Below are 21,127 nucleotides of genomic sequence, written 5' to 3' on the forward strand. Positions count from 1 at the left end.
GTGGCCCCTGCGCGTCGTGCCCGCTTGGGCTTATCGCGCGCCGGCCTCGCGCATGCGCATCGCCGCTGCCGACCCGCCGGCCGTCATCTGCGTGTAGTCCGCGTTCGGCCCGGACGGCGGCGTCAGGTTGTCGGCGGCCGCCCAGTGCGTCGGCGTCGCGGACAGCGCGTAGTTCATCGTCCCGCCATTGGCGATCTTGCCCAGCGGCAACCATGACCCCGCGTAATCCGCGCCATTGACCTTCAGCGACTGGATATACGCGAACGACGGGCGCCCCGCGCTGTCCATCGCGACCTGCTTGTCGCTTTCGAGCCGGAGCGTCTTGCCGTTGCCGAACCACACCGTGATCCCGCTGAACTGCGGCGTGGACAGCGCGAGCCCCGCCTCCGACGGAATGACCGGGAACATCCCGAGCGCCGCCCACACGTACCAGCTCGACGTCGCGCCCATGTCGTCGTTGCCCGGCAGCCCGTCGCGAGCGGTCGTGAACGCCTTCGACATGATGATCGGGAGAACGTACTGTGCGCCGCTCGGCTGCCCGGCCCAGTTGTACCCCCACGGCGACTGGAACGACGGTTCGTTGCCGATGTACAGGGTGTTCGACGATTCGCCGCCGTTCAGGCTGCTGGAGGACGGCACGGTCGAGAACGGTGTCGTGATCGCGAACAGGTTGTTTAGCCGCGTGACGGCCGCCTGCTTGCCGCCGATCGCATCGATCAGCGCGCTCCAGTCCTGCGCGAAGGTCCAGAAGTAGTTCGGTTCCGTCGATTCGTGGAACGAACCCTGCACGAGCGTGCCCAGCGTACCGGGCGCCGAGCCGGCCGGCGGCGCATTGCGCGCGGCGATCACCTTGTTCGTGTAGTCGAAGATGTTGCGCCACCACCCGGCGCGCGTGTACAGCGTGCCGATGTTGTCCGGCGTTACCCCGACCGACGGCGCGTTCAGCACGCTCGCGGGCAGCGCCTGCAGGAACGCAGCCGCCGAGCGGTCGCTCAGCACGCGCTCGATGGTCGCCGACGACGAGTGACCGTCATCGCCCTGCGACAGGTAGTGGGCCGTCAGGAAATTGGCGAGGCCCGCCGCGCTCGTGCGGTCGTTGCAGGCGCTGGACGGATCGAACACCGACTGCTTCGTCAGGCGGGCAGCCGATACGAGGTCGAAATCGGTCGCGCCGAACTTGTACGCGCCGGCAATCACGTTCAGCGCATTGTCGCCCGCCATCGGCGTGGAGTCGTCGCTGCCGTCGACCCAGTGCGGGAACGCACCGCACTGCAACCCGTCGACGACGAGCGACTGCATCATGTCGCTCGACTCCTTCGGTGCGAGCAGCGCCAGCAACTGCGCCTGCGACCGGTGCGTGTCCCACAGCGAAAAACCCGTGTAGTGGTTGCCCGCGCCGCCCAGCGATCCGTCGGCACGCCGGAATGCGTAATCACTGACCTTCGCCGTCGCGCGCGGCGGAATGGTGCCGGTCTGGTCGACCGACTTCGGATAGCTGCCATCCGCGTTCCTGGGCTGGCGCATGCTGCGGAATTCGCCGTTCGTGTCGCTGTAGAGCGTCGGCGTGCCGAACACGCGATAGAGCGCGGTGTAGAACTTCGTCAGGTTCGCCCTCTGCGTCGCGTTCAGCGCTGCGGGCGTCGCGGCCTGGTCGATCTGGATCGTGTTGAGGCGGTCATTCCACAGGCCGGACGCATTCTTGCGTGCGTCGTCGAATGCGAGCGTCTCGCCCTCGGCCTTCAGGTTCGCCTGCGCATTCTGGACGCTGACGGACGACACCCCGACTTTCACGGTGACGGCCCGGTCCGCGTCGGTCAGGTCGAACTGCAGCGTCGCCGCGCCGTTGCTGGCCGTATTCACCGCGGAGGTGCCTGCCTGCTTGCGCAGCGGCTTGTCGAAGGTCGCGTAGAAATACACGGGCGCATTCCACACCGTGCCGTACGGCGTGCAGAACGCGGGCGCCACGGCTTGCCCGCTCATCGACTTGCCGTCGCTCGCCAGCGCCAGCGCGACGTGGTTCGCGGTGACCTTCGTGCTGCCCGAGTCGCTGTTGCCGTTCAGCTTCGCGTCGATCGAGAAGAAGCCCTTGTCCTTGCTCGTGTACGTGAAGCGCGCGATGCCAGTGCGCGCGGTCGCGCTCAGCTCCGTCACGATGCCGTTCGCGAGACGCACCTTGTAGTACCCGGGTTCAGCCGTTTCATCCGCGTAGCGGTATCCGATGCCGTTCGGCCGGCCGCCCGATGCCACGGCCGTCGCCGCGTCGGTCGGCAGCATCGCGACCGTGCCCTGCCCCGGGCACCCGACACCGCTCAGGTGCGTCACGCTGAAGAAGTCGATCGTGCCGCCCGACCCGCCCGACGACAGGTAGCCGCCCGAGCCGTTGAAGTCGTAGCGCGGCGTGTTCGGCCCGAAATTCACCATCCCGAACGGCACCATCGCGCCCGGGCTCACGTTGCCCGCGTAGCCGGAATCCGCATTGACCTGCGTGCCGATCAACGGATTGACGAACTGCGTCAACGCCATGTCGGTGCGCTTCGGCGGGGCCGGTTGATCCGGTTGGGACGGTTGGGACGGCCCCGCCGTCGGCGGCACGGTCGACGGCGTGTCGACTGCGCCGCTGCTGGGTGCCTGGACACTATTCACGTCGTCGCCGCCGCACGCGGCCAATGCCGCGCAAGCCAGTGCGGCGACGAGCAAGAGTCGTGGATTTTTCATATTTTCATTTAGTACCGTTAATTAAAACGATGGATCCGGCGCCGATGATCATCCGGCACGCCGCCCGGCTTGCGGCCTTGCGCGGCACATCGATGCCGCGCGGCGCGACGTCGGCTGGCCCCCCCAGGCGACGTCACGCTGACTTTCACATGCGAGCAGCCGGCGACGATCGTTGCTGCCGCAACCGTCGCCTCCACCGCCCTGACTCCCGGAACGTCACATGCTTCCCACGGGCTTACAGTGCCGCAACGACTGTTTATTCACTACAGGAAGTTTCCCGAATTTTCAGTTTGTTTAACTAAACAATCCGGGGTTAAGTGGCTTTGGGTACAAAGTTCCGCCATTTGTTGCGTTGCAACGGCGGCGCACAGGAGGTGTGCTTTGACGGGCGCCCGGCGAACCCGGGCGCCGCATGAACCTGCGAAACTGAACGAGTCGAGGCCGTGCGCGTCAGCGCGGCAACGTCCTCAACGAAGACGGCCCGCCCGTCAGCGCGATCCGCTTGCCCGTATCGCGCAGCTTGCCACCTTCGACCGAATAAAGCGCCAGCTGCCGTTCGACGTTGAACTGCACGATCACGTGCCGGCTGTCGGCGGTGAACACGATGCCTTGCGCGGCTTCGCCGCCCGGCAATTCGCTCACCTTCACGGCCTGCCCGTTACGGATCTCGAACAGCAGCACCTTGCCGATCTTGTGGCGGCCCGGGTTGTCGGCCGTCAGGTTCGAGCCGTCCATCGCCTGCACGGCGATCCACTTGCCGTTCGGCGAGATCGCGACGCCTTCCGGCAACGACGGCACCGTCAGGTACTGGACCGTGCGGAACGGCACGCGCGACACGTCGATCAGCGCGACCGAATCGGCGTCGCCCGCCAGCGTGCCCGTATAGCCCGGCAGCCCCGCGAGCCCGACGTTGCTGACGACGGCCCAGCGGTTGTCGCTCGACACGTCGATCGTGTAAGGCGCGACGCCGGTGCTCAGGCGCGACCCGCTGTCGGTCACCTTGCCGTCGTCGACGTTCAGCACCGCGATGCCCTGCTCGTCGCGCAGCGACACGAGCGCATGCTTGCCGTCATGGGTGAAGCTGATCCCGGCCAGCCGCTTCTTGCCGATCTTCAGGTTGCCGTCGAGCGTCACGTTCGTGCCGTCGATGCGCAGGATCGACACGCTGCCGTCGACGTTCGCGACCAGCGCGAGCTTGCCCGAGCGGTCGATCGCGATCCCTTGCGGATGCGTGCCGAGCTCGATGCGCGTGATCGACGGCGGCGCGGCGTCGAGATTCACGACCTGCAGGAACGTGTCGAACACGAGCTGCTTCGCGGCCGTGTCGTAACGTGTCGGCGCGCCGACGAGCGCAAGCTTCGCGTCGGGCGTAATCGCGACGGCCTGCGGCGGCCCCTGGATGCCGTTCTCGACGTCGACCTGCAGCGCGACTTTCGGCGGGAACGTGCTGGCGTCGAGCAGCGTCAGCGTGTCGGCGGGCGGCGACGCCAGATAGGTGTCGCGCCCCTCGACGCGCTGGTACTTGCCGTCGTTGCCCGACACGATCCAGTCGGCGGCGTGGGCGGCAACGGCCGTCGTGGCGAGGGTCAGCGCGGCGAGCAGGCGCGCGCTGCGCGGGCGAATAGGATTCGAATGCATGTCGGTCGATTCTCCGGATCGGTTGCGGACACAATGGATGGCATCGACCCTGCTGCTCGACGGGTCGGTGCCATCGCATGATGCCCGAAAGCCGGTCACGCCGGTGTCTCGCGCCCGGTCGGTTTCCGTCACGCCATCCGTCGCGCGCCGGACGACGACCATTCGCCCACGTCGTCGAGCGGATACACGGGCCGCGCAAGCCGCTCGTAATGGAACAGCCCGTAGTCCGAACCCGTCACGCCCCGGCTGTCGCACTCGACCAGCGCGGCCGCGATCGGCACGAATACCGGCCGGCAATACATCCGCGACTTCAGCAGCAGGAAGCGCGCGCGGCGCGGATCGACGCCGACGCTCTCGAACACGCCGAGATCCCACGGCTCCTGCGTCCGCTCGGTGATGACGAGCGTGGCCGCGCCGATGTCGAGCACGGCCGTGCGGCCCATGTACGCGCGCTGCCCCGTGTAAGTGGGCCCCGTGATCACGTATTCGCCGTCGGTGAGCGCACGCACGATGCCGGTCGCATGGAATGGCGCGCGCCGCACGCCGCCGTGTGACGGCAGGCGGTTGCCGACCGGTACCGTGACGGTCGCGCCGACACCCGCGACGATCAGCACCGCGACGGCTTGCGGATCGCACAACGGCCCGCTGACGATGCCGCCGAGCCCGTGCGCGAGCGCGGCCTCGAGCAGGTCCATCGTGTCGCATGGGCCGCCCGACATGCAGTTGTCGCCATGATCGAGCATCAGCACAGGGCGATCCGCGCCGCGCGCGAGCGCAGCGGCCTGCGCAACCGATTCGGTGAGCGGCGCGCTGCGATAGACGAAATCGTCGCGCGCGTCCCAGATCTGCCGCGCGATGCGCTCGGCCACTGCGTCGGCCGCGGCGCGGTCGCCATCGGCCACCACCACCACGCTGATGCACGGCGCGGGAATGTCCGCGAGCGAGAAGCCGGGCAGCACCGAGACCGCGAGCATCCCGTCGGCCTCGGCCGCGCGTGCGGCCTCCACCGCGCGCCGCATCGCGCCTTCCGCGCTCGCACTGCGCAGCGTCGACGTCATCAGCGGCGGCTGTCGCCACGCGAGCACGGGCCGCGCGCGGCCGTGCAGCCGGTCGAACAGCACGCGTGCCGCATGCTCGCCCGTCTCGTACATATCGACGTGCGGGTAAGTCTTGAAGCTGACGATCACATCCGCGTGATCGACCATCTTCTGCGTGACGTTCGCATGCAGGTCGAGCGCGACCGCGATCGGCACGCCGGGCAGCGCTGCGCGCACGCGCTCGAGCAGGTCGCCTTCGCCGTCCGCGCTCTGCTCGGCGACCATCGCGCCGTGCAGGTCGAGCATCACCGCATCGCAACCGGGCGCCGCCGCGATGATCGCGTCGCAGATCGCCGCATACGCGTCGGCCGCGACCGGTCCGCTCGGGTTCGCGGCCGCTGATACCGGCGTCACGATGTCGGCGCCTTCACGCTCGGCCGCGTCGAGAAACGCGGCCATCGCGGTGCGCATCCCGCGATTCGCGCGATAGGCGTCGTCGCCCCAGTCCGGGCCGTTGCGGCCGAACGCGGCAAGCGGCGTCGGCACCGGCGAGAACGTGTTGGTCTCATGGTTCATCCGCGCGATCAGGATCTTCATCGTGCGCGGCCCTCCGCGATCCCGGCGGCACCGAGCATCGCGTGCAGCAACACGTTGCAGCCGGCTTCCAGGTGGACCGGATCGGCGTCTTCGATCTCGTTGTGGCTGATTCCGTCCTTGCACGGCACGAAGATCATCGCGGTCGGCGCCACGCGTGCGAGATACACGGCGTCGTGGCCTGCGCCGCTGATCACGTTCATCGACGACAGCCCGAGCGCGTGCGCGCCCGCACGAACCTGCTCGACCAGCGCCGGATCGAACGGCTGCGGCGGGAAGCACACCACTGCCGCGATGTCGATCTGCATTCCGGCTGCCGCCCCCAGGTTGGCACATGTCGCGCGCAATTCCGCGTCCATCTCCGCCAGCGTCGCATCGTCGGCTGCGCGCAGGTCGACGGTCAGCGTCACGCGGCCCGGAATCACGTTACGCGAATTCGGGTACACGTCGACCCAGCCGACCGTGCCGCGTCCATGCGGCGGATGCGCGCACGCGATGTCGTTCACCTTGCGCACGAGATCGGACGCGACGAGCAGCGCGTCACGCCGCAGCGCCATCGGCGTCGGGCCGGCGTGCGCCTCCATGCCGTGCACGGTCACGTCATACCAGCACTGCCCGAGCGCGCCCTCGACCACGCCGATCGTCGTGTCGTGCGCCTCCAGCACCGGGCCCTGCTCGATATGCGCTTCGAAATATGCGCCAACCGGATGCGCGCCGCGCCCGTCGTTCGCATCGCCCGCATAGCCGATCGCGGCCAGCGCGTCGCGCACCGACACGCCGTCGCGGTCGCATTGCGCGAGCGCATGGTCGAGCGTGAACGCGCCCGCGAACACGCCGGAACCCATCATCACGGGCACGAAGCGCGACCCTTCCTCGTTGGTCCACACCACGACCTCGAGCGGCGCCCGCGTGCGCACACCCGCATCGTCGAGCGTGCGCAGCACTTCGAGGCCCGCGAGCACGCCGTAGTTGCCGTCGAACTTGCCGCCGGTCGGCTGCGTGTCGATGTGGCTGCCCGTCGTCACGGGCGGCAGGTCGTCGCATTCGCCCGCGCGCCGCGCGAAGATGTTGCCGATCGCGTCGACGCGTACCGTGCAGCCGATTTCCTTCGCCCACGCGGCGAACAGGTCGCGTGCCTCGCGATCGAGGTCGGTGAGCGCGAGGCGGCACACGCCTCCTTTGTCGGTCGCGCCGATCCGCGCGAGACGCATCAGGCTGTCCCATAGCCGCGCGCCGTCGACGCGCAAGCCGGACGCCGCGACGCCCGGTGTCGAATCCTGAACTTGCATCGATGGAATTCCTCGCATTGAAAGGGCGCGGCGCTTACGCGACGCCGACACCCAGGTAACGGTCCTTCACCTCGTGATCGGCCGCGAACGCCGCGTTGCTGCCTTCGTAGACGATCACGCCCTGCTCGATCACGAAGTGGCGGTCGGCGAGCTGCGTGCACACTTCGAGGTTCTGTTCGACGAGCAGGATCGCGACGCCGGCCGCCTTGATCTGCTTCAGTTGCTCGACGATCTCCTCGACGATCACCGGCGCGAGCCCTTCGACCGGCTCGTCGAGCATCAAGAGCCGCGGGTGGTTCATCAGCGCGCGGCCGATCGCGAGCATCTGCTGCTCGCCGCCCGACAACTGCGCACCGCCGTTGCGGCGACGCTCCTTCAGGCGCGGGAAGATCCGGTAGATGTCGTCGAGCTGCCACGGTGAATCGCGGCGCGCACCGAGCCGCAGGTTCTCCTCGACCGACAGCAGGCGGAAAATGCCGCGATGCTCCGGCACGAAACACAGGCCGCGCGCGGCGATCCGGTGCGCGGGCTGCCCGGACACCGGCCGGCCCGCGAACGTCACCGTGCCGCCGGTCGGCGCGACGACGCCCGCGATCGTCTTGAGCGTCGTCGACTTGCCCGCGCCGTTGCGGCCGAGCAGCGTCACCGTCTCGCCTTCGTGCACGTTCAGCGAAATGCCCTGCAGGATGTGGCTCTTGCCGTAGCAGGCATGAACTTCCTTCACGTCGAGCATCATGCGCGGCCTCCCGTGATCATGTTGCCGAGATACGCGCTGCGCACGCGCGCGTCGCCGCGAATCGCGTCCGGCTTGCCTTCGACCAGCACACGGCCCTGCTGCATCACCGTGATCGTGTCCGAGATGTCCATCACGATGCCCATGTTGTGTTCGATCAGCACGACCGTGTAGTCGTCGCGCAGGCCGCGGATCAGCGCCTTCATGTCGTCGAGATCGTCGATCCCCATGCCCGATGTCGGCTCGTCGAGAAAGATCGCGCGCGGTCGCGCCGCCAGCGCCATCCCGACCTCGAGCCGGCGCTGCTGGCCGTGCGACAGCACGCCGGCCGCCGTATCGGCGAAGCGCTGCAGGCCGAGCCGCTCGAGCACGTCGTCGACGATGCCGTCGTGCGCAAGCGCACCGCGCGGCGGCACCCACGGATTCAGCGCGCGCCGCGATTCGACGCCCTGCGCGGCGACGCGCAGGTTCTCGCGCACGCTCAGGTTCGGAAACAGGCTCGTCACCTGGAACGAGCGCGCGATGCCGCGCCGCACGCGCTTGTGATCGGGTTCGCGCGACACGTCGTGACCGTCGAACAGGATCGAGCCCGACGTGATCGGCAGCGTGCCCGTCAACGTATGGAACAGTGTCGTCTTGCCGGCGCCGTTCGGCCCGATCACCGAATGCACGGTGCGCGGCATGATCCGCAGATCGACGCCGCCCAGCGCCGTGAACTTGCCGTAGCGCTTGACGATGCCGCGCGCCTCGAGAATCGCTTCGCTCATTGCCGCTCCCCGGTCGTCGCCGCCGTGCGTCCGCCGCGCCGCAGCGACGCCGTGACGCGTTCACCCAATCCCCACAACCCGCGCTGCATGAACAGGCTGACCGCGATCAGCACGAGGCCGAGCAGCAGCAGCCAGCGCGGCCACAGCGTCGACAGCCAGTCCGCGAACAGCACGTAGAATGCCGCGCCGAGCACCGACGCGAACAGGTTGCCCGTGCCGCCGATCACCGTCATCACGAGGATCATCTCGCTCGTGTGATAGTCGATGTTCGACAGCGGTGCGATGCCCGTCATCAACGCGTGCAGCGCACCGGCGAAACCCGTGACCGCGCCCGACAGCACGAACGCCGCAAGCTTGAAGCGCTTCACGTCGTAGCCGGCCGCCGCCGCGCGCGCCTCGTTGTCGCGGATCGCGAGCAGCGTGCGGCCGAACACGGAGCGCGACACGCGCAACAGCAGCCAGAACACCGTGACGAACAGCACCGCGACGAAGCCGTAGTAGCGCCACGGTGAACCGAGCGAGACGAGCGGATGCCCGAACAGCGACAACGCGGGGCGCGGGATGTCGAGCAGCCCGTTGTCGCCGCCCGTGATGTTCGGCGTCGTGTAGGCGAGAAAGTAGAACAGCTGCCCGAACGCGAGCGTCAGCATCACGAAGTAAGTGCCGCGCTGCCGGATCGAGAACCAGCCGACGAGCGCGGCCGCGGCGGCACCGAGCACGGTGGCTGCAACCAGCGCGGCAGTCACCGATGCGACGCCGTGCGTCAGCACCAGCCCCGCCGCATAGCTGCCGAGCCCGAAGAAGATGCCCTGCCCGAACGACAGCAGCCCCGTGTAGCCGAGCAGCAGGTTGCAGCCGAGCGCGGCGAGCGCGAACACCAGCACCTCGGTCGCGAGCGAGCCCGAGCTCAGCGCAACCGGCAGCGCGCACACGACGGCCACCGCGAGCCAGCCTTCCGGTCGCTGCCATGCGCCGCGCCACGGCTGCGGGCGTGATGAGGCCGCCGTCCCGGGCGGCAGCGGTTTCGACGATTCGATCATGCGGCCCTCCCCAGCAACCCGTTCGGACGCAACAGCAGCACGGCCGCCATCGCGACATAGATCATCAGCCGTGCCCCTTCCGGCCACAGCGTGCTCATCAGGCTCTGCACGATGCCGACCAGCAGCCCGCCGACCAGCGCCCCGAGAAAATTCCCCATCCCGCCGACGACGACCACGACGAACGCGACGCCAAGCGCCTCGATGCCCATGAACGGATCGACGCCGCGGATCGGTGCAGCGAGCACGCCCGCGAGCGCGGCCGTCGCCGCGCCGAGCGCGAACACGAGGCTGAACACGCGTGTCACGTTGATGCCGAGCAGCGACACCATCTCCGACGATTCGCTGCCCGCGCGCACCGTGCTGCCGAGCCGCGTGCCTTCGAGCACCCACCACAGCAGCGCGGCGAGCACGGCCGTGAACGCGATCACGAACAGCCGGTATTTCGGGTAGACGAAGCCGCCCCAGATCACGACGCCGTTCAGCGCGTCGGGCGGCGGCACGTTGTCGCCGAGCGGGCCCCACGCGAGGATCGCGCACTCCTGCAGCACGAGCGCGAGCCCGACCGTCGCGAGGATGTGGAATTCGTGCTGCTGCGCGTACACATGACGCAGCACGAGCTTTTCGACGCTCCACGCGAACGCGCCGACGACGAGCGGCACGACCGCGAGCGCGACCCAGAAATTCGCCGACCATTGCAGCGCCTGGTAGCAGAGATACGCACCGAGCAGGTAGAACGCGCCGTGAGCGAAGTTCACGAAGCGCAGCAGGCCGAACACGATCGACAGGCCGACGGCGAGCAGGAAATACAGCATGCCCACGCCGATGCCGTTGACGATCTGCAGCAGATAGACGTTCATGGCTTCCGTGTCAGAAAGGAAGGTAACGGACGTCCGCGGCGCGCGACGGCCGCGGACGCATGCACTGCGTCACACGAGCTTGCAGCCCGTCTTGTCGACCGGCAGGAACGACTGGCCTGAGCTGACGATGTCGGCGTAGTCGTCCGCGTTCTTCATCCGGCTCTTCGGCTTGCCCTTCAGCAGGTAGTAGTTCTTCAGCACCTGGTGGTCGCCCTTGCGGATTTCCTCCGGGCCGGTGAGGCCGTCGTACTTCATGCCCTCCATCGCCGCGACCACCTTCTTCGGATCGGCGCTGCCGGCCTTCACCATCGCGTCGACCAGGATCTTCGAGCAGATATAGGAACCCGCGAGGCTGTAGTTCGGGTTCGCCTTGAACGTGGCGTTCGCGCGCTTCACGAGGTCGCGGTTCAGCGGCGAATCGATGCCGTGCCAGTACTGCGCGCCGAAATACACGCCGTCGCAGATGTCGGGCCCGAGCGCCTCGAACTGCTCGAGGCCCGACGCCCACGCGAGCAGGATCGTGCAGTTGCGCTTCATCCCGAAGCTGACGGCCTGGCGCAGCGTGTCCGACGACTGCGAGCCGAAGTTCAGGATCAGCAGCACGTCCGGCTGCGCGGCCGCCGCGTTCGTCAGGTAGCCGCTGAACTCCTTCTCGGCGAGCGAGTGGTAGCTGTTGCCGACATGCTCGATGCCCTTTTCCTTGAAGATCGCCTTCGCGGCCGACAGCAGGCCCTCGCCGAACACGTATTGCGGCGTGATCGTGTACCAGCGCTTCGCCTTCGGCAGCATCTGGGTCAACGGGCGCACCGTCTGCTCGATCGCGCCGAAGGTCGGCACCGACCAGCGGAACGTCGCGGCATTGCAATCCTTGCCGGTGATCTCGTCCGCGCCGGCCGTCGTGATGAACACGCCGCCCGCCTTCTGGACTTCCTTGCCCATCGCCAGCGACTCGGACGACAGGATGCCGCCCGCGAAGAAACGCACGCCCTTCTGCTGCGCGATCTCCTGCACGCGCCGCACGGCGGTCGCGGGCTTGCCCTCGGTGTCGAGCGCCGTGTAGGCGAGCGGCGCGCCAAGCACCTTGCCGTACTGCTGAACGATGAGCTGCATGCCGAGATCGGCGTACTTGCCGTTGGCCGCGAACGGCCCCGACATCGGCACCGGGCATGCGAGCTGGATGGACGAACCCTGCGCGAACGCGGCGCGGGACGACATGCTGCCGAGCGCACCCGGCACGGCCGACAGCGCGGCCAGTTTCAACAGTTCTCGGCGATTCAAGTTGACGCTCCTGATAAAGGGGGACACACGCGATGCGACCGACTGCCAAACCGTGCCCACGCCCTGCAGGATGCGCGCCGCCGGTTGATCCTATTTATCATGATAAATAGAATGAACCTGATGCTAGAGTTGATCAAAATTGGTGTCAATCAGGCAAAATTCCGTACCCGCGCCGGCACGGATCGTCGCCGATGACGCGGCGCGCAGTCAGACAAAGGAGTGGTAAAGATGGTCATGGACCGAGCCAGGGCGGGCCTCGCGGTCGAAATCAAGCAGCCGAAGCGGGCCGACCTCGTCGCCGAGGAGATCAAGCGGCTGATCACCGAGAAGGACCTGAAGCCGGGCGATCGCCTGCCGCGCGAAGCCGAGCTGCAGCAGCTCTATGCGGTGAGCAAGAGCACGATCCGCGAGGCGCTGAAGTCGCTCGAGGTGCAAGGGCTGATCAAGGTCACCACGGGGCCGTCCGGCGGCGGGATGGTCGTCGAGGTGCCGCTCGACCGCACGTTGCAGCTGCTGCAGAACTACCTGTTCTTCAAGGACGTGACGATCGACGACATCTACACCGTGCGCAAGCTGCTCGAACCCGAGCTGGCGGCCGGTGCCGTGCCGCATCTGGGCGAGCGCGACTTCGCGGCGCTGGAGGCGAACATCGCGTGCTGCGACGGCGCGTCAGGTGTGCACGACCGCGGGCACATGCTGCGCCAGCGCCAGGAGGACACGACGTTCCACGACATCCTCGCGGCCGCGAACCCGAACCCGTTCCTGCGCTTCAGCTGCGAGCTGATCAACGAGATGATCCGGCAGCTGATCGAGTTCCGGAACGATACGCCGCTCGTGGAGCACAAGCGCTTCGGCGAAGCGAACGTGTCGATCCACAAGGCGATCCTGCAGGCCGCGCGCGAGCGCGACGCCGAGCGCGTCCGGGCGCTGATGGTCGAGCACATGACCGAGGCGCCCAAGCATGTGAAGCGGATGAAGGGCAAGCTGCGCGGGCGGTTGATCCTCGATTCCGAGATCCGCCGGCGGGCCGCTGCGCCCGTTGCGGGATCCGATGCGGGCGCAGCGGATCCCGACGAGGACTGATTGCCGGCGAGCGCGGCGTCGGCGCGACGCCGCGTGCTTCGCAGCGCACGGGAAGTATCAGCCACGCGGTAACTGCCGACGCCATGCGTGGCCGTGGCGGCCGGCCGCCGCGAGCGGCGCAGGCAATCGCGCATGCGCGCCGCGATTCACCCGGGCGGGCGCCGCATCGTACGGTTGCTCACGCGTACCCCGTCGTGCCCTTCGTCTCCAGATACTCGACGAGGCCGAACTCCGCATATTCGCGGCCGTTGCCCGAACGCTTGTAGCCGCCGAACGGCGCGGCCGGATTCCATGCCGGGTAGTTGATGTGGACGTTGCCGACCCGCAACCGCGCCGCCACCCTGCGCGCACGCTCGATATCCTTCGACTGCACGTAGGCCGCGAGCCCGTAGACCGAGTCGTTCGCGAGCGCGATGGCTTCTTCTTCGGTCCGGTAGGTCATGATCGCCAGCACCGGCCCGAAGATTTCCTCACGCGCGATCATCATGTCGGGCGTGACGTTCGAGAATACCGTCGGCCGGACGTAGAACCCGTCACCGAGCCCGTCCGGACGCCCCGGCCCGCCGGCGACGAGCGTCGCGCCTTCTTCGATCCCGAGCCGGATGAAGTGCTGGATGCGGTCGAACTGAGTGCGGCTGACCACCGGCCCGATACCGGTCTCCGTCGAACGCGGATCGCCGACGACCGTGCGCTCCGCCTCCCGCCGCGCGGCCTGCTCGGCCAGCGCCAGATGATCGGCATGCACGAGCATGCGCGTCGGCGCATTGCACGACTGGCCGCTGTTGCTGAAGCAGCTGCGCGCGCCGCGCGTGACCGCATCCTCGATATCTGCATCGGGGAGGATCAGGTTCGGGCTCTTGCTGCCGAGCTCCTGATGCACGCGCTTCACGGTATCGGCCGCCGCCTTCGCGACCTCGACGCCCGCGCGCGTCGAACCGGTGAACGACACCATGTCGACATCCGGGTGCCGCGACAGCGCGTCGCCCACGTCATGCCCATAGCCGTGCACGAGGTTGAACACGCCGGGCGGCACGCCGGCTTCGTGCAGGATCTCCGCGAACAGGATCGCGCTGAACGGCGCGATCTCGCTCGGCTTGAGCACCATCGTGCAGCCGGCCGCGAGCGCCGGCGCAACCTTGCACACGATCTGGTTGATCGGCCAGTTCCACGGCGTGATCAGCACACATACGCCGATCGGCTCGTGCGACACCAGCAGCGAATCGGTCTGCGTGCTGAAGCGGAACGACTGCAACGCGCGGATCGTCTGTTCGAGGTGCGCGGTGCCGACCGCGGCCTGCGCTGCGCGCGCAAATGCGATCGGTGCGCCCATCTCCTGGCTGATCGTCTGCGCGACCTCCTCGTAGCGGCGCTGGTAAATGTCGAACACGCGCCGCAGCAGCGCGACGCGCTCGTCCACCGGCCAGCGCGAATACGGGTCGAAGGCCTGCTTCGCCGCGCCGACCGCGCGGTCGACGTCGGCCGCATCGCCGATCCTGAGCTGCGCATACGGCCGCGCCGTGCTCGGATCGATCACGTCGATCGATCGTGCATCGGCCGGATCGAGCCACTGGCCGCCGATATAGGACTGTTGTGACGTTCTCATCGAATACTCCTGAAATGAAGGACGCCGCGCTCAGCGCGTCGCCCGCGCATAGGTGTCGACGAGGATGTCGCGGATCTTCGCGACGAACCACACGATCTCGTCGCGCGACATCACGAGCGGCGGCGAGAACTGCACGATCGGCGTGCCTTCGTGATCGACGCCCGCGCGGCACAGCAGCCCAGCATCGAAGATCGCGGGGGCGAGCAGCGTCGACACGAACGCCTGCGCGCTGATGCCGGCCGCCCAGCGGCGCGCGGCCTTGTCGGTCACGAGTTCGAGCGAATAGTGGTAGCCGTCGCCGCGCACGTCGCCGACGCACGGCAGTTCGAGCAGGCCGTCGAGCGTCTGGCGGAACACCGCTTCGTTGCTGCGGACGTTCTCGAGCACGCCTTCGCGCTCCATGATCGCGAGGTTCGCGAGCGCGGCCGTGCACGCGACCGGGTGGCCGCCATAGGTCGCGCCATGCAGGAACATCTGCTGCGGGCCGTCGAGCACCGTATCGACCACCGCGTCGCTCGCGATCACGCCGCCGAGCGGCACGTAGCCCGACGCGATGCCTTTCGCGAACGTGATGATGTCCGGCTTCAGCCCGTAGCGCGCGGAGCCGAAATATTCGCCGAGCCGGCCGAACCCGCAGATCACTTCGTCGGCGACGAGCAGCACGCCGTGCCGGTCGCAGATGTCGCGCAGCCCGGCCGCATAGCCGGCCGGCGGCGTCAGGCTGCCGCCCGCGTTCTGCAGCGGCTCGACGACGATCGCGGCGACGGTATCCGGCCCTTCCTGCACGATCAGCGATTCGACCTCGTCGAGCAGGTGGCGCGTGAACTGCGCTTCCGTCTCGCCTGCGGGGCGGCCGTAGCGCTTCGTGTTGCCCACGTGCCGCACGCCCGACATCAGCGGCTCGAAATGCTTGCGGAAGTTCGTCATCCCGTTCAGCGCGAGCGCGCCGAACGACGTGCCGTGATACGCGACGCGCCGCGCGATGAACTTGCGCCGCTGCGGCTCGCCGCGCGACTGGTGATACTGGCGCACCAGCTTGATCGCCGATTCGTTCGACTCCGAGCCGCTCGACGTAAAGAACACGCGGTTCAGCCCGTCCGGCGCGAGCGCCGCGAGCTTGTGCGCAAGCTTGATCGCAGGCTCGTGGCCCACACCCCAGTTGCTCGCGAACGGCAACCGCACCATCTGCTCGCGGATCGCGTCGCCGATTTCCGCGCCGTGGCTGTAGCCGACCTGCACGCAGTACAGCCCGGCCAACCCGTCGAAGTAACGCTTGCCGTTGCGGTCGACGAGCCAGCAGCCTTCGCCGCGGTCGAACACGGTGAGCGCGTGGTCGCGATACGCATCGGCGTGCGTGAAATGCATCAACAGGTGGCGTTTGCCGATGGCCTGCAGGTCCGCATCGAGATTGACGTCAACAACGTTCATGGAAGATTCCTCCTTCAGGGTTTCAGAGCCGGCGGCGGCCGGACGGCCACCGGTCATTCAATTCATCGACAGCGTCGGCGCCGGGCGCGTGAAGCCGCGCGTGAGCCACACGAGCTGGCAGAGTCCGAGCACGAGCCAGCCGGTGCCGACGTAGAACGTCTGGCGCGACAGGCCCGACCAGAGCCACACGTTCATCGCGAAGCCGATCGCCGGCATCACGCCGAACGTGATCCAGCCCGCGAAGCGGCGATGCTCGGGCCGGCACAGATAGCTGCGCATCACGCACAGGTTCACCACCGCGAACGCGACGAGCGCACCGAAGCTGATCATCGTCGACGCGAGATCGAGCGTGATGAACAGCGCGGACAGCGACACGATGCCGACCGCGAGCGTCGCGCGCACCGGCGTGCGCAACCGTGCATGCAGGTGACCGAAGACGCGTTCCGGCAGCACGCGGTCGCGGCCCATCGCGAACAGCACGCGCGTCACGCTCGCCTGGCCCGCCATCGCGCTCGCGAAGCAGCCGGCCACGTACACCGCGACGAAGAACGCCGACAGCGTGCCGCCGCCGATGCGTCGCATCAGTTCGAGGCTGGCCGAATCGAGATCCTTGAAGGCGTGCCAGTCGGGAACCACCACCTGCCCGACGTACGCGACCAGCATGAACAGCACGCCGCTCGCCAGCGTGCAGAGCAGGATCGCGCGCGGCACCGTGCGCTTCGGCTCGCGTGTTTCCTCCGACAGCGTGGTGACCGCATCGAAACCGAGGAACGACAGGCACAGGATCGCGGAGCCGGCGAAGATGGCCCGCGCATCGCCCGACGACGGCAGCGCGACGGCCATCGACAGCCCTTCGCCCGACGCGACCCGCGCGGAAGCGATGAAGAAGATCGCGATGAACACGAGCTGGCTCGCGATCAGGATCAGGTTCACGCGATTGACGAGCCGGATACCGACGATGTTCAGCCCGGTGATCAGCACGATGCTCCCGACGATCCACACGCTCGCCGGCACACCCGGGAAAATCTGCTTCATGTAGATGCCGATCGCGAGGTAGCTGATCATCGGGATGAACAGGTAGTCCATCAGCAACGCCCAGCCGACCATGAAACCGGCCGACGTGCCGAAGTTGCGGCTCGCGAACGTATAGGCCGACCCGGCGCTCGGCATCAGCCGCGCCATGTGGCCGTAGCTGCGCGCGGTGAACAGCATCGCGACCAGCGTGACCGCGTACGCGGCCGTGAGATGCCCGTTGGTCTCGCTCGTAACGATCCCGTAGGTCGTGAACACCGTCATCGGCAGCATGTACGCGAGGCCGAAGATCACCAGCGTCGCGAGCCCGAGCAGGTGCGGCTTGCGGCGCTCGTCCGCGTCGCCTCGCATCGCGTGCGCGCCGAAGTCATGCGTCGCGGCGGCTGATGCGTATCGACCTGGGCTGTCGTTGTCCATGCTGTCCTCACGTGGGTGGCGTTCACGGCTTCAACTCTCGTTCGCCCGGCACGGCCGGCGGCGTACGACTGGGAGAAAGTGTGGTGCGCCAAAAAATCGGCCACGAATGAGAAAAGCGGACGTAATCAGGGGATATTTTCGGACACGTCGCCGCGTATCGCGCCGGCGAGCCATGCATGCTGCCGTGCGGCACTGGCGTTTTGCGGACATTCCCGCTATGTTCTACGCGACCCCGTCGCCCCTTCAGCACCATGAACAGCCGCCCCCATCCACACCAGAGCCGGGCCGAGCGCAGCCTGCGCTCGTCGCTCGGCCTCGCGCGCCCGGCCGGGCGTCAGGAGGACATTCCCGCCACCGTCCACGCGATCGCGGTCGCACTGGACGAATGCCGCGTGCGGCATATCGACGGCGCCGCGCTGCTCGAAGGCACGGGGCTCGGCGCGGACGAAGTCGCGTCGCCGACCCTGCACGTGAATCGCGGCCAGGAGCAACGCTGCTTCCACAACCTGCTGCAGTGCAGCGGCGTGCCGTCGATCGGGCTGTCGATCGGCGCGCGGCTGCACGTGTCGACGCTCGGCCTCGCCGGCTACGCGATGCTGATCAGCGGCTCGGTGATGCAGGCATTCCGGTGCATGGGCCAGTTTCCGCTGTTCATGGGGCTGTATTTCGATGTGCGTATCGATACGCACGCGGACGGCATGAGCGTGACGATCAGCCGCTACAACGGCGAACCCGATCTCGAGGTATTCCAGGTCGACATGTGCCTGTCGAGCCTGCGGCTGATCGTGTCCGATCTCGTCGGCAAGCCGGTCTGGCCCGAACAGGTGCAGCTCGCGCGCCGCACGCCGCGCAATGCGGCCGACTACACGCGCCACTTCGGCTGCAAGGTCGTGTTCAATGCGGGCGACAACCGGCTCGTATTCACGTCGGTGAACGGCACCGAGATGCCGCTGCTCGCGAACGAAGTCAGCTTCAATGCGCTGCATGGCCAGTGCGAGGCGCTCGAACGGCAGTGGGCCGCGTCGGTCGGCACGCGCTTCGCCGATCGCGCGAGGGAGCTGATGGCGCGCGACCTCGCGCGCTTCAAGTCGATGACGTCGCTCGCGGATGCCCTGCACCTGACGGAGCGCACGCTGCGCCGGCGGCTCGACAAGGATGGCCTCACGTTCCAGTCGCTGCTCGACGACGTGCGCCGCGATGAAGCAGTGCGGATGCTCGACGATCCCGAGCTGACGGTCGCGGCCATCGCGGAGCGTCTCGGCTACAGCGAACCGCGCAGTTTCCGTCATGCGTATCGACGCTGGACCGGCAGGGCGCCGCGCGCCGATCAGGACGGCAGCGAATAGGCCGGACCCGCCAGGACTGCATGCGGATGACTGCGTGCGGATACGCGGCGGTGCGTGACGGTCGAGCACGACGCTGGGGCGTTCACGAAACCCGCTTCAAGTTGACCGCCCCGCCAATCGATTCGGAATTCGAATCATTTTCCGTACGCATGATCCTTCCCCGCTTCATCGCCACCGCATGATCGTCGGCACGCAATCTCGATCGCCCCGCAAGGTAGACGCGATCATTCGATTACTCTATACTCAGCCCAACTTCATCACAACATGCATGATCTCGTGTGCAACGTGATGTCATTTCGCAATTCGTTGCGCGTGCATCCGTTTCGCCACGTCAAGGGAGCCTCCGGCTCCAGCGGCAGGTGTCACGCCCGCCGCATCCATGCCGTCCTCACGGGGCGGTGCCCTGCTCGAACGCGCCTCGCCATGACGGCGCCGCCGGGCTGAACATGACAATCAGACGAACGCAGCATCGCGTTCATTCGACCGCCAGTCGCACCGCGTTGCGGCCGGCATGACTGTTTCCGTCAGTTCAAATCGCGGCCATGCCGGGATCACGAACTTCCATCGCGGCGCCATCCGGCGTCTACGCGGCATGCGCCCGTGCGTGTGCCGCACCGAGATTGAGGGGGTGTATCTTCATGACTCGACGCACTGTCCAGCTGGTGGGCAGCCTGATCGCCATCGTCGCCATCGCCTGGGCGCTCGCGCGCGGCATCGGTGCCGACACGTTCCGCCAGCGCGCGGACGATCTCGCGTACTACGCGGGCCAGCACATGCTGCTGGTCGTCTATTCGATGTCGCTCGCGATTGCCGTGGGCGTGCCGGCCGGCGTGCTGCTGAGCCGGCCGCGCTTCCAGCATCAGGCCGAGCGCTTCATGCAGGTCTTCAACATCGGCAACACGATCCCGTCGCTCGCCGTGCTCGCCATCGCGCTCGGCATCTTCGGCATCGGCAACGTGCCCGCGATCGTCGCGCTGTTCCTCGCATCGCTGCTGCCCATCACGCGCAATGCCTACGAAGGCATGAAGAACGTGCCGGCCGCGCTGCGCGAAGCCGCGAAGGGCATCGGCATGACGGGCTGGCAATCGCTCGTGCGCGTGGAGTTGCCCAATGCGCTGCCGATCATCGTCGGCGGCGTGCGCACCGCGCTCGCGATCAACGTCGGCACGGCCCCGCTCGCGTACCTGATCGGCGCGGACAGTCTCGGCTCGCTGATTTTCCCCGGCATCTACCTCGACAACCAGCCGCTGCTGCTGCTCGGCGCGTCGCTCACCGCGATCCTCGCGCTCGTGCTGGACGGCCTCGTCGCGGCCGGCAGCCGCCATTGGCTCGCCCGCCACGGAGGTGCCGCATGACGCTCCATCGCACCATTCGATCGCTCGCGCGCCTGTGCACCGTGGCAGCGTTGTGCATCGCGGCGAGCGCACCGGCCTGCGCGGCGAAGCTCGTGCTGGGCGCGAAGAACTTCACCGAGCAATACGTGCTGGCGGAACTCACCGCGCAATACCTGCGCGCGCGCGGCTACGACGTGGAAGTCCGTTCGGGCCTCGGCAGCACGCTCGTGCGCAGCGCGCTGGAGAACGGCCAGTTCGATCTCATGTGGGATTACACGGGCACCGCCGCGCTCGTCTACAACAAGATCAACGACAAGCTGTCGCCCGACGAAATGTACCGGCGCGTCAAGGCGCTCGACGTGCCGCGCGGCCTCGTCTGGCTCGACGCGTCGCCGCTCAACGACACCTACGCCATTGGCCTGCCCAGCCCGCTCGCGCAAGCCACCGGCATCCGGACCGTCTCGCAGCTCGCCGAACACCTGAAGACCGACCCGGCCGCGAAGCACTACGTGTTCGGGATGGACGCGGAATTCGCGAATCGCCCCGACGGGCTGAAGCCGCTGCTCGCCGCCTACGGCATGCAGTTCAGCCGCGCGCAGCTCAAGCAGATGGACCCGGGGCTCGTCTACACGGCGCTGCACAACAACCAGCTGAAGATCGGCCTCGTCTACACGACCGACGGGCGCGTGAAGGGCTTCGGCATCGTGCCGCTCGAGGACGACAAGCACTTCTTCCCGCCGTACAACGCGACGCCCGTGGTGCGCAAGGACACGCTCGATCGCAATCCGAAACTTGCGACGCAGCTCAACGCGCTGTCGGCCGCGCTCGACAACGACGTGATGCAGGCGATGGCCAAGGAAGTCGACCTCGACGGCAAGTCGCCGCGCGACGTCGCCGACGCATTCCTGCGCACGCACAAGCTGCCATGAAGGAGAA

Annotated in this window: 16 protein-coding genes; 4 read left to right on the plus strand and 12 right to left on the minus strand. The window is 67.6% G+C overall.

Annotated features, from left to right (window positions below):
* Positions 1-30: 30 nt before the first annotated feature.
* From CFB47_RS36680 to CFB47_RS36720, 9 genes are all read right to left on the minus strand, one after another.
* On the minus strand, positions 31-2,715 hold the full coding sequence (locus CFB47_RS36680) for a glycoside hydrolase domain-containing protein (RefSeq protein WP_089464174.1): 2,685 nt from the start codon (positions 2,713-2,715) through the stop codon (positions 31-33).
* 450 nt (positions 2,716-3,165) lie between these two features.
* Complete coding sequence (locus CFB47_RS36685; protein WP_089464330.1) at positions 3,166-4,353, minus strand: beta-propeller fold lactonase family protein; 1,188 nt, start codon at positions 4,351-4,353, stop codon at positions 3,166-3,168.
* Between the two features lie 128 nt (positions 4,354-4,481).
* Positions 4,482-5,987: a M81 family metallopeptidase gene (locus CFB47_RS36690; protein WP_089464175.1), complete on the minus strand. Its 1,506-nt coding sequence runs from the start codon at positions 5,985-5,987 to the stop codon at positions 4,482-4,484.
* A complete protein-coding gene (locus CFB47_RS36695) occupies positions 5,984-7,273 on the minus strand; it encodes a Zn-dependent hydrolase (protein ID WP_089464176.1) in 1,290 nt (429 codons plus the stop codon). Before CFB47_RS36695 ends, CFB47_RS36690 begins: the two co-directional genes overlap by 4 nt.
* A 34-nt stretch (positions 7,274-7,307) precedes the next feature.
* Positions 7,308-8,009 carry an ABC transporter ATP-binding protein gene (locus CFB47_RS36700; protein ID WP_089464177.1) on the minus strand — a complete coding sequence of 234 codons (702 nt, stop codon included), beginning with the start codon at positions 8,007-8,009 and terminating at the stop codon, positions 7,308-7,310.
* Positions 8,006-8,773: an ABC transporter ATP-binding protein gene (locus CFB47_RS36705; protein WP_089459594.1), complete on the minus strand. Its 768-nt coding sequence runs from the start codon at positions 8,771-8,773 to the stop codon at positions 8,006-8,008. The genes CFB47_RS36700 and CFB47_RS36705 overlap by 4 nt, the downstream gene beginning before the upstream one ends.
* Positions 8,770-9,813 (minus strand): branched-chain amino acid ABC transporter permease, encoded by a 1,044-nt coding sequence (locus tag CFB47_RS36710; RefSeq protein WP_089464178.1) that lies wholly within the window; start codon positions 9,811-9,813, stop codon positions 8,770-8,772. The genes CFB47_RS36705 and CFB47_RS36710 overlap by 4 nt, the downstream gene beginning before the upstream one ends.
* Positions 9,810-10,670 carry a branched-chain amino acid ABC transporter permease gene (locus CFB47_RS36715; protein ID WP_039355129.1) on the minus strand — a complete coding sequence of 287 codons (861 nt, stop codon included), beginning with the start codon at positions 10,668-10,670 and terminating at the stop codon, positions 9,810-9,812. Before CFB47_RS36715 ends, CFB47_RS36710 begins: the two co-directional genes overlap by 4 nt.
* A gap of 69 nt (positions 10,671-10,739) precedes the next feature.
* Complete coding sequence (locus CFB47_RS36720; protein ID WP_089464179.1) at positions 10,740-11,948, minus strand: ABC transporter substrate-binding protein; 1,209 nt, start codon at positions 11,946-11,948, stop codon at positions 10,740-10,742.
* A gap of 228 nt (positions 11,949-12,176) precedes the next feature.
* Here CFB47_RS36720 and CFB47_RS36725 point away from each other — a divergent pair, with 228 nt between their 5' ends.
* Positions 12,177-13,031 (plus strand): FadR/GntR family transcriptional regulator, encoded by an 855-nt coding sequence (locus CFB47_RS36725; protein WP_089459598.1) that lies wholly within the window; start codon positions 12,177-12,179, stop codon positions 13,029-13,031.
* A 178-nt stretch (positions 13,032-13,209) separates the two neighbouring features.
* On the opposite strand, the gene CFB47_RS36730 is transcribed toward CFB47_RS36725, so the two are convergent.
* The 3 genes from CFB47_RS36730 to CFB47_RS36740 are packed head-to-tail and all read right to left on the minus strand — an operon-like array spanning position 13,210 to position 17,511.
* Positions 13,210-14,634 (minus strand): aldehyde dehydrogenase family protein, encoded by a 1,425-nt coding sequence (locus CFB47_RS36730; RefSeq protein WP_089464180.1) that lies wholly within the window; start codon positions 14,632-14,634, stop codon positions 13,210-13,212.
* 30 nt (positions 14,635-14,664) lie between these two features.
* A complete protein-coding gene (locus CFB47_RS36735; RefSeq protein ID WP_089464331.1) occupies positions 14,665-16,062 on the minus strand; it encodes an aspartate aminotransferase family protein in 1,398 nt (465 codons plus the stop codon).
* 57 nt (positions 16,063-16,119) lie between these two features.
* Positions 16,120-17,511, minus strand: a complete 1,392-nt coding sequence (locus CFB47_RS36740) for an APC family permease (RefSeq protein WP_089464181.1) — start codon at positions 17,509-17,511, stop codon at positions 16,120-16,122.
* Positions 17,512-17,762: 251 nt separating this feature from the next.
* Here CFB47_RS36740 and CFB47_RS36745 point away from each other — a divergent pair, with 251 nt between their 5' ends.
* From CFB47_RS36745 to CFB47_RS36765, 3 genes are all read left to right on the plus strand, one after another.
* Positions 17,763-18,857 (plus strand): AraC family transcriptional regulator, encoded by a 1,095-nt coding sequence (locus CFB47_RS36745; protein WP_089464182.1) that lies wholly within the window; start codon positions 17,763-17,765, stop codon positions 18,855-18,857.
* A gap of 638 nt (positions 18,858-19,495) precedes the next feature.
* Positions 19,496-20,212, plus strand: coding sequence for an ABC transporter permease (locus tag CFB47_RS36760; protein WP_089459602.1), 717 nt, complete (start codon positions 19,496-19,498; stop codon positions 20,210-20,212).
* A complete protein-coding gene (locus tag CFB47_RS36765) occupies positions 20,209-21,120 on the plus strand; it encodes a glycine betaine ABC transporter substrate-binding protein (RefSeq protein WP_089459603.1) in 912 nt (303 codons plus the stop codon). Before CFB47_RS36760 ends, CFB47_RS36765 begins: the two co-directional genes overlap by 4 nt.
* Positions 21,121-21,127 lie beyond the last annotated feature (7 nt).

Origin of the sequence: Burkholderia sp. AU27893, from assembly GCF_002223205.1 — a bacterium.
Taxonomy (GTDB): Bacteria; Pseudomonadota; Gammaproteobacteria; order Burkholderiales; family Burkholderiaceae; genus Burkholderia.

Excerpts from the sequence above, each read along its gene's own strand:
- CFB47_RS36680 (WP_089464174.1), bottom strand. The coding sequence starts at position 2,715 with ATGAAAAATCCACGACTCTTGCTCGTCGCCGCACTGGCTTGCGCGGCA.
- CFB47_RS36685 (WP_089464330.1), bottom strand. The coding sequence starts at position 4,353 with ATGCATTCGAATCCTATTCGCCCGCGCAGCGCGCGCCTGCTCGCCGCG.
- CFB47_RS36690 (WP_089464175.1), bottom strand. The coding sequence starts at position 5,987 with ATGAAGATCCTGATCGCGCGGATGAACCATGAGACCAACACGTTCTCG.
- CFB47_RS36695 (WP_089464176.1), bottom strand. The coding sequence starts at position 7,273 with ATGCAAGTTCAGGATTCGACACCGGGCGTCGCGGCGTCCGGCTTGCGC.
- CFB47_RS36700 (WP_089464177.1), bottom strand. The coding sequence starts at position 8,009 with ATGATGCTCGACGTGAAGGAAGTTCATGCCTGCTACGGCAAGAGCCAC.
- CFB47_RS36705 (WP_089459594.1), bottom strand. The coding sequence starts at position 8,773 with ATGAGCGAAGCGATTCTCGAGGCGCGCGGCATCGTCAAGCGCTACGGC.
- CFB47_RS36710 (WP_089464178.1), bottom strand. The coding sequence starts at position 9,813 with ATGATCGAATCGTCGAAACCGCTGCCGCCCGGGACGGCGGCCTCATCA.
- CFB47_RS36715 (WP_039355129.1), bottom strand. The coding sequence starts at position 10,670 with ATGAACGTCTATCTGCTGCAGATCGTCAACGGCATCGGCGTGGGCATG.
- CFB47_RS36725 (WP_089459598.1), top strand. The coding sequence starts at position 12,177 with ATGGTCATGGACCGAGCCAGGGCGGGCCTCGCGGTCGAAATCAAGCAG.
- CFB47_RS36730 (WP_089464180.1), bottom strand. The coding sequence starts at position 14,634 with ATGAGAACGTCACAACAGTCCTATATCGGCGGCCAGTGGCTCGATCCG.
- CFB47_RS36735 (WP_089464331.1), bottom strand. The coding sequence starts at position 16,062 with ATGAACGTTGTTGACGTCAATCTCGATGCGGACCTGCAGGCCATCGGC.
- CFB47_RS36740 (WP_089464181.1), bottom strand. The coding sequence starts at position 17,511 with ATGGACAACGACAGCCCAGGTCGATACGCATCAGCCGCCGCGACGCAT.
- CFB47_RS36745 (WP_089464182.1), top strand. The coding sequence starts at position 17,763 with ATGAACAGCCGCCCCCATCCACACCAGAGCCGGGCCGAGCGCAGCCTG.
- CFB47_RS36760 (WP_089459602.1), top strand. The coding sequence starts at position 19,496 with ATGACTCGACGCACTGTCCAGCTGGTGGGCAGCCTGATCGCCATCGTC.
- CFB47_RS36765 (WP_089459603.1), top strand. The coding sequence starts at position 20,209 with ATGACGCTCCATCGCACCATTCGATCGCTCGCGCGCCTGTGCACCGTG.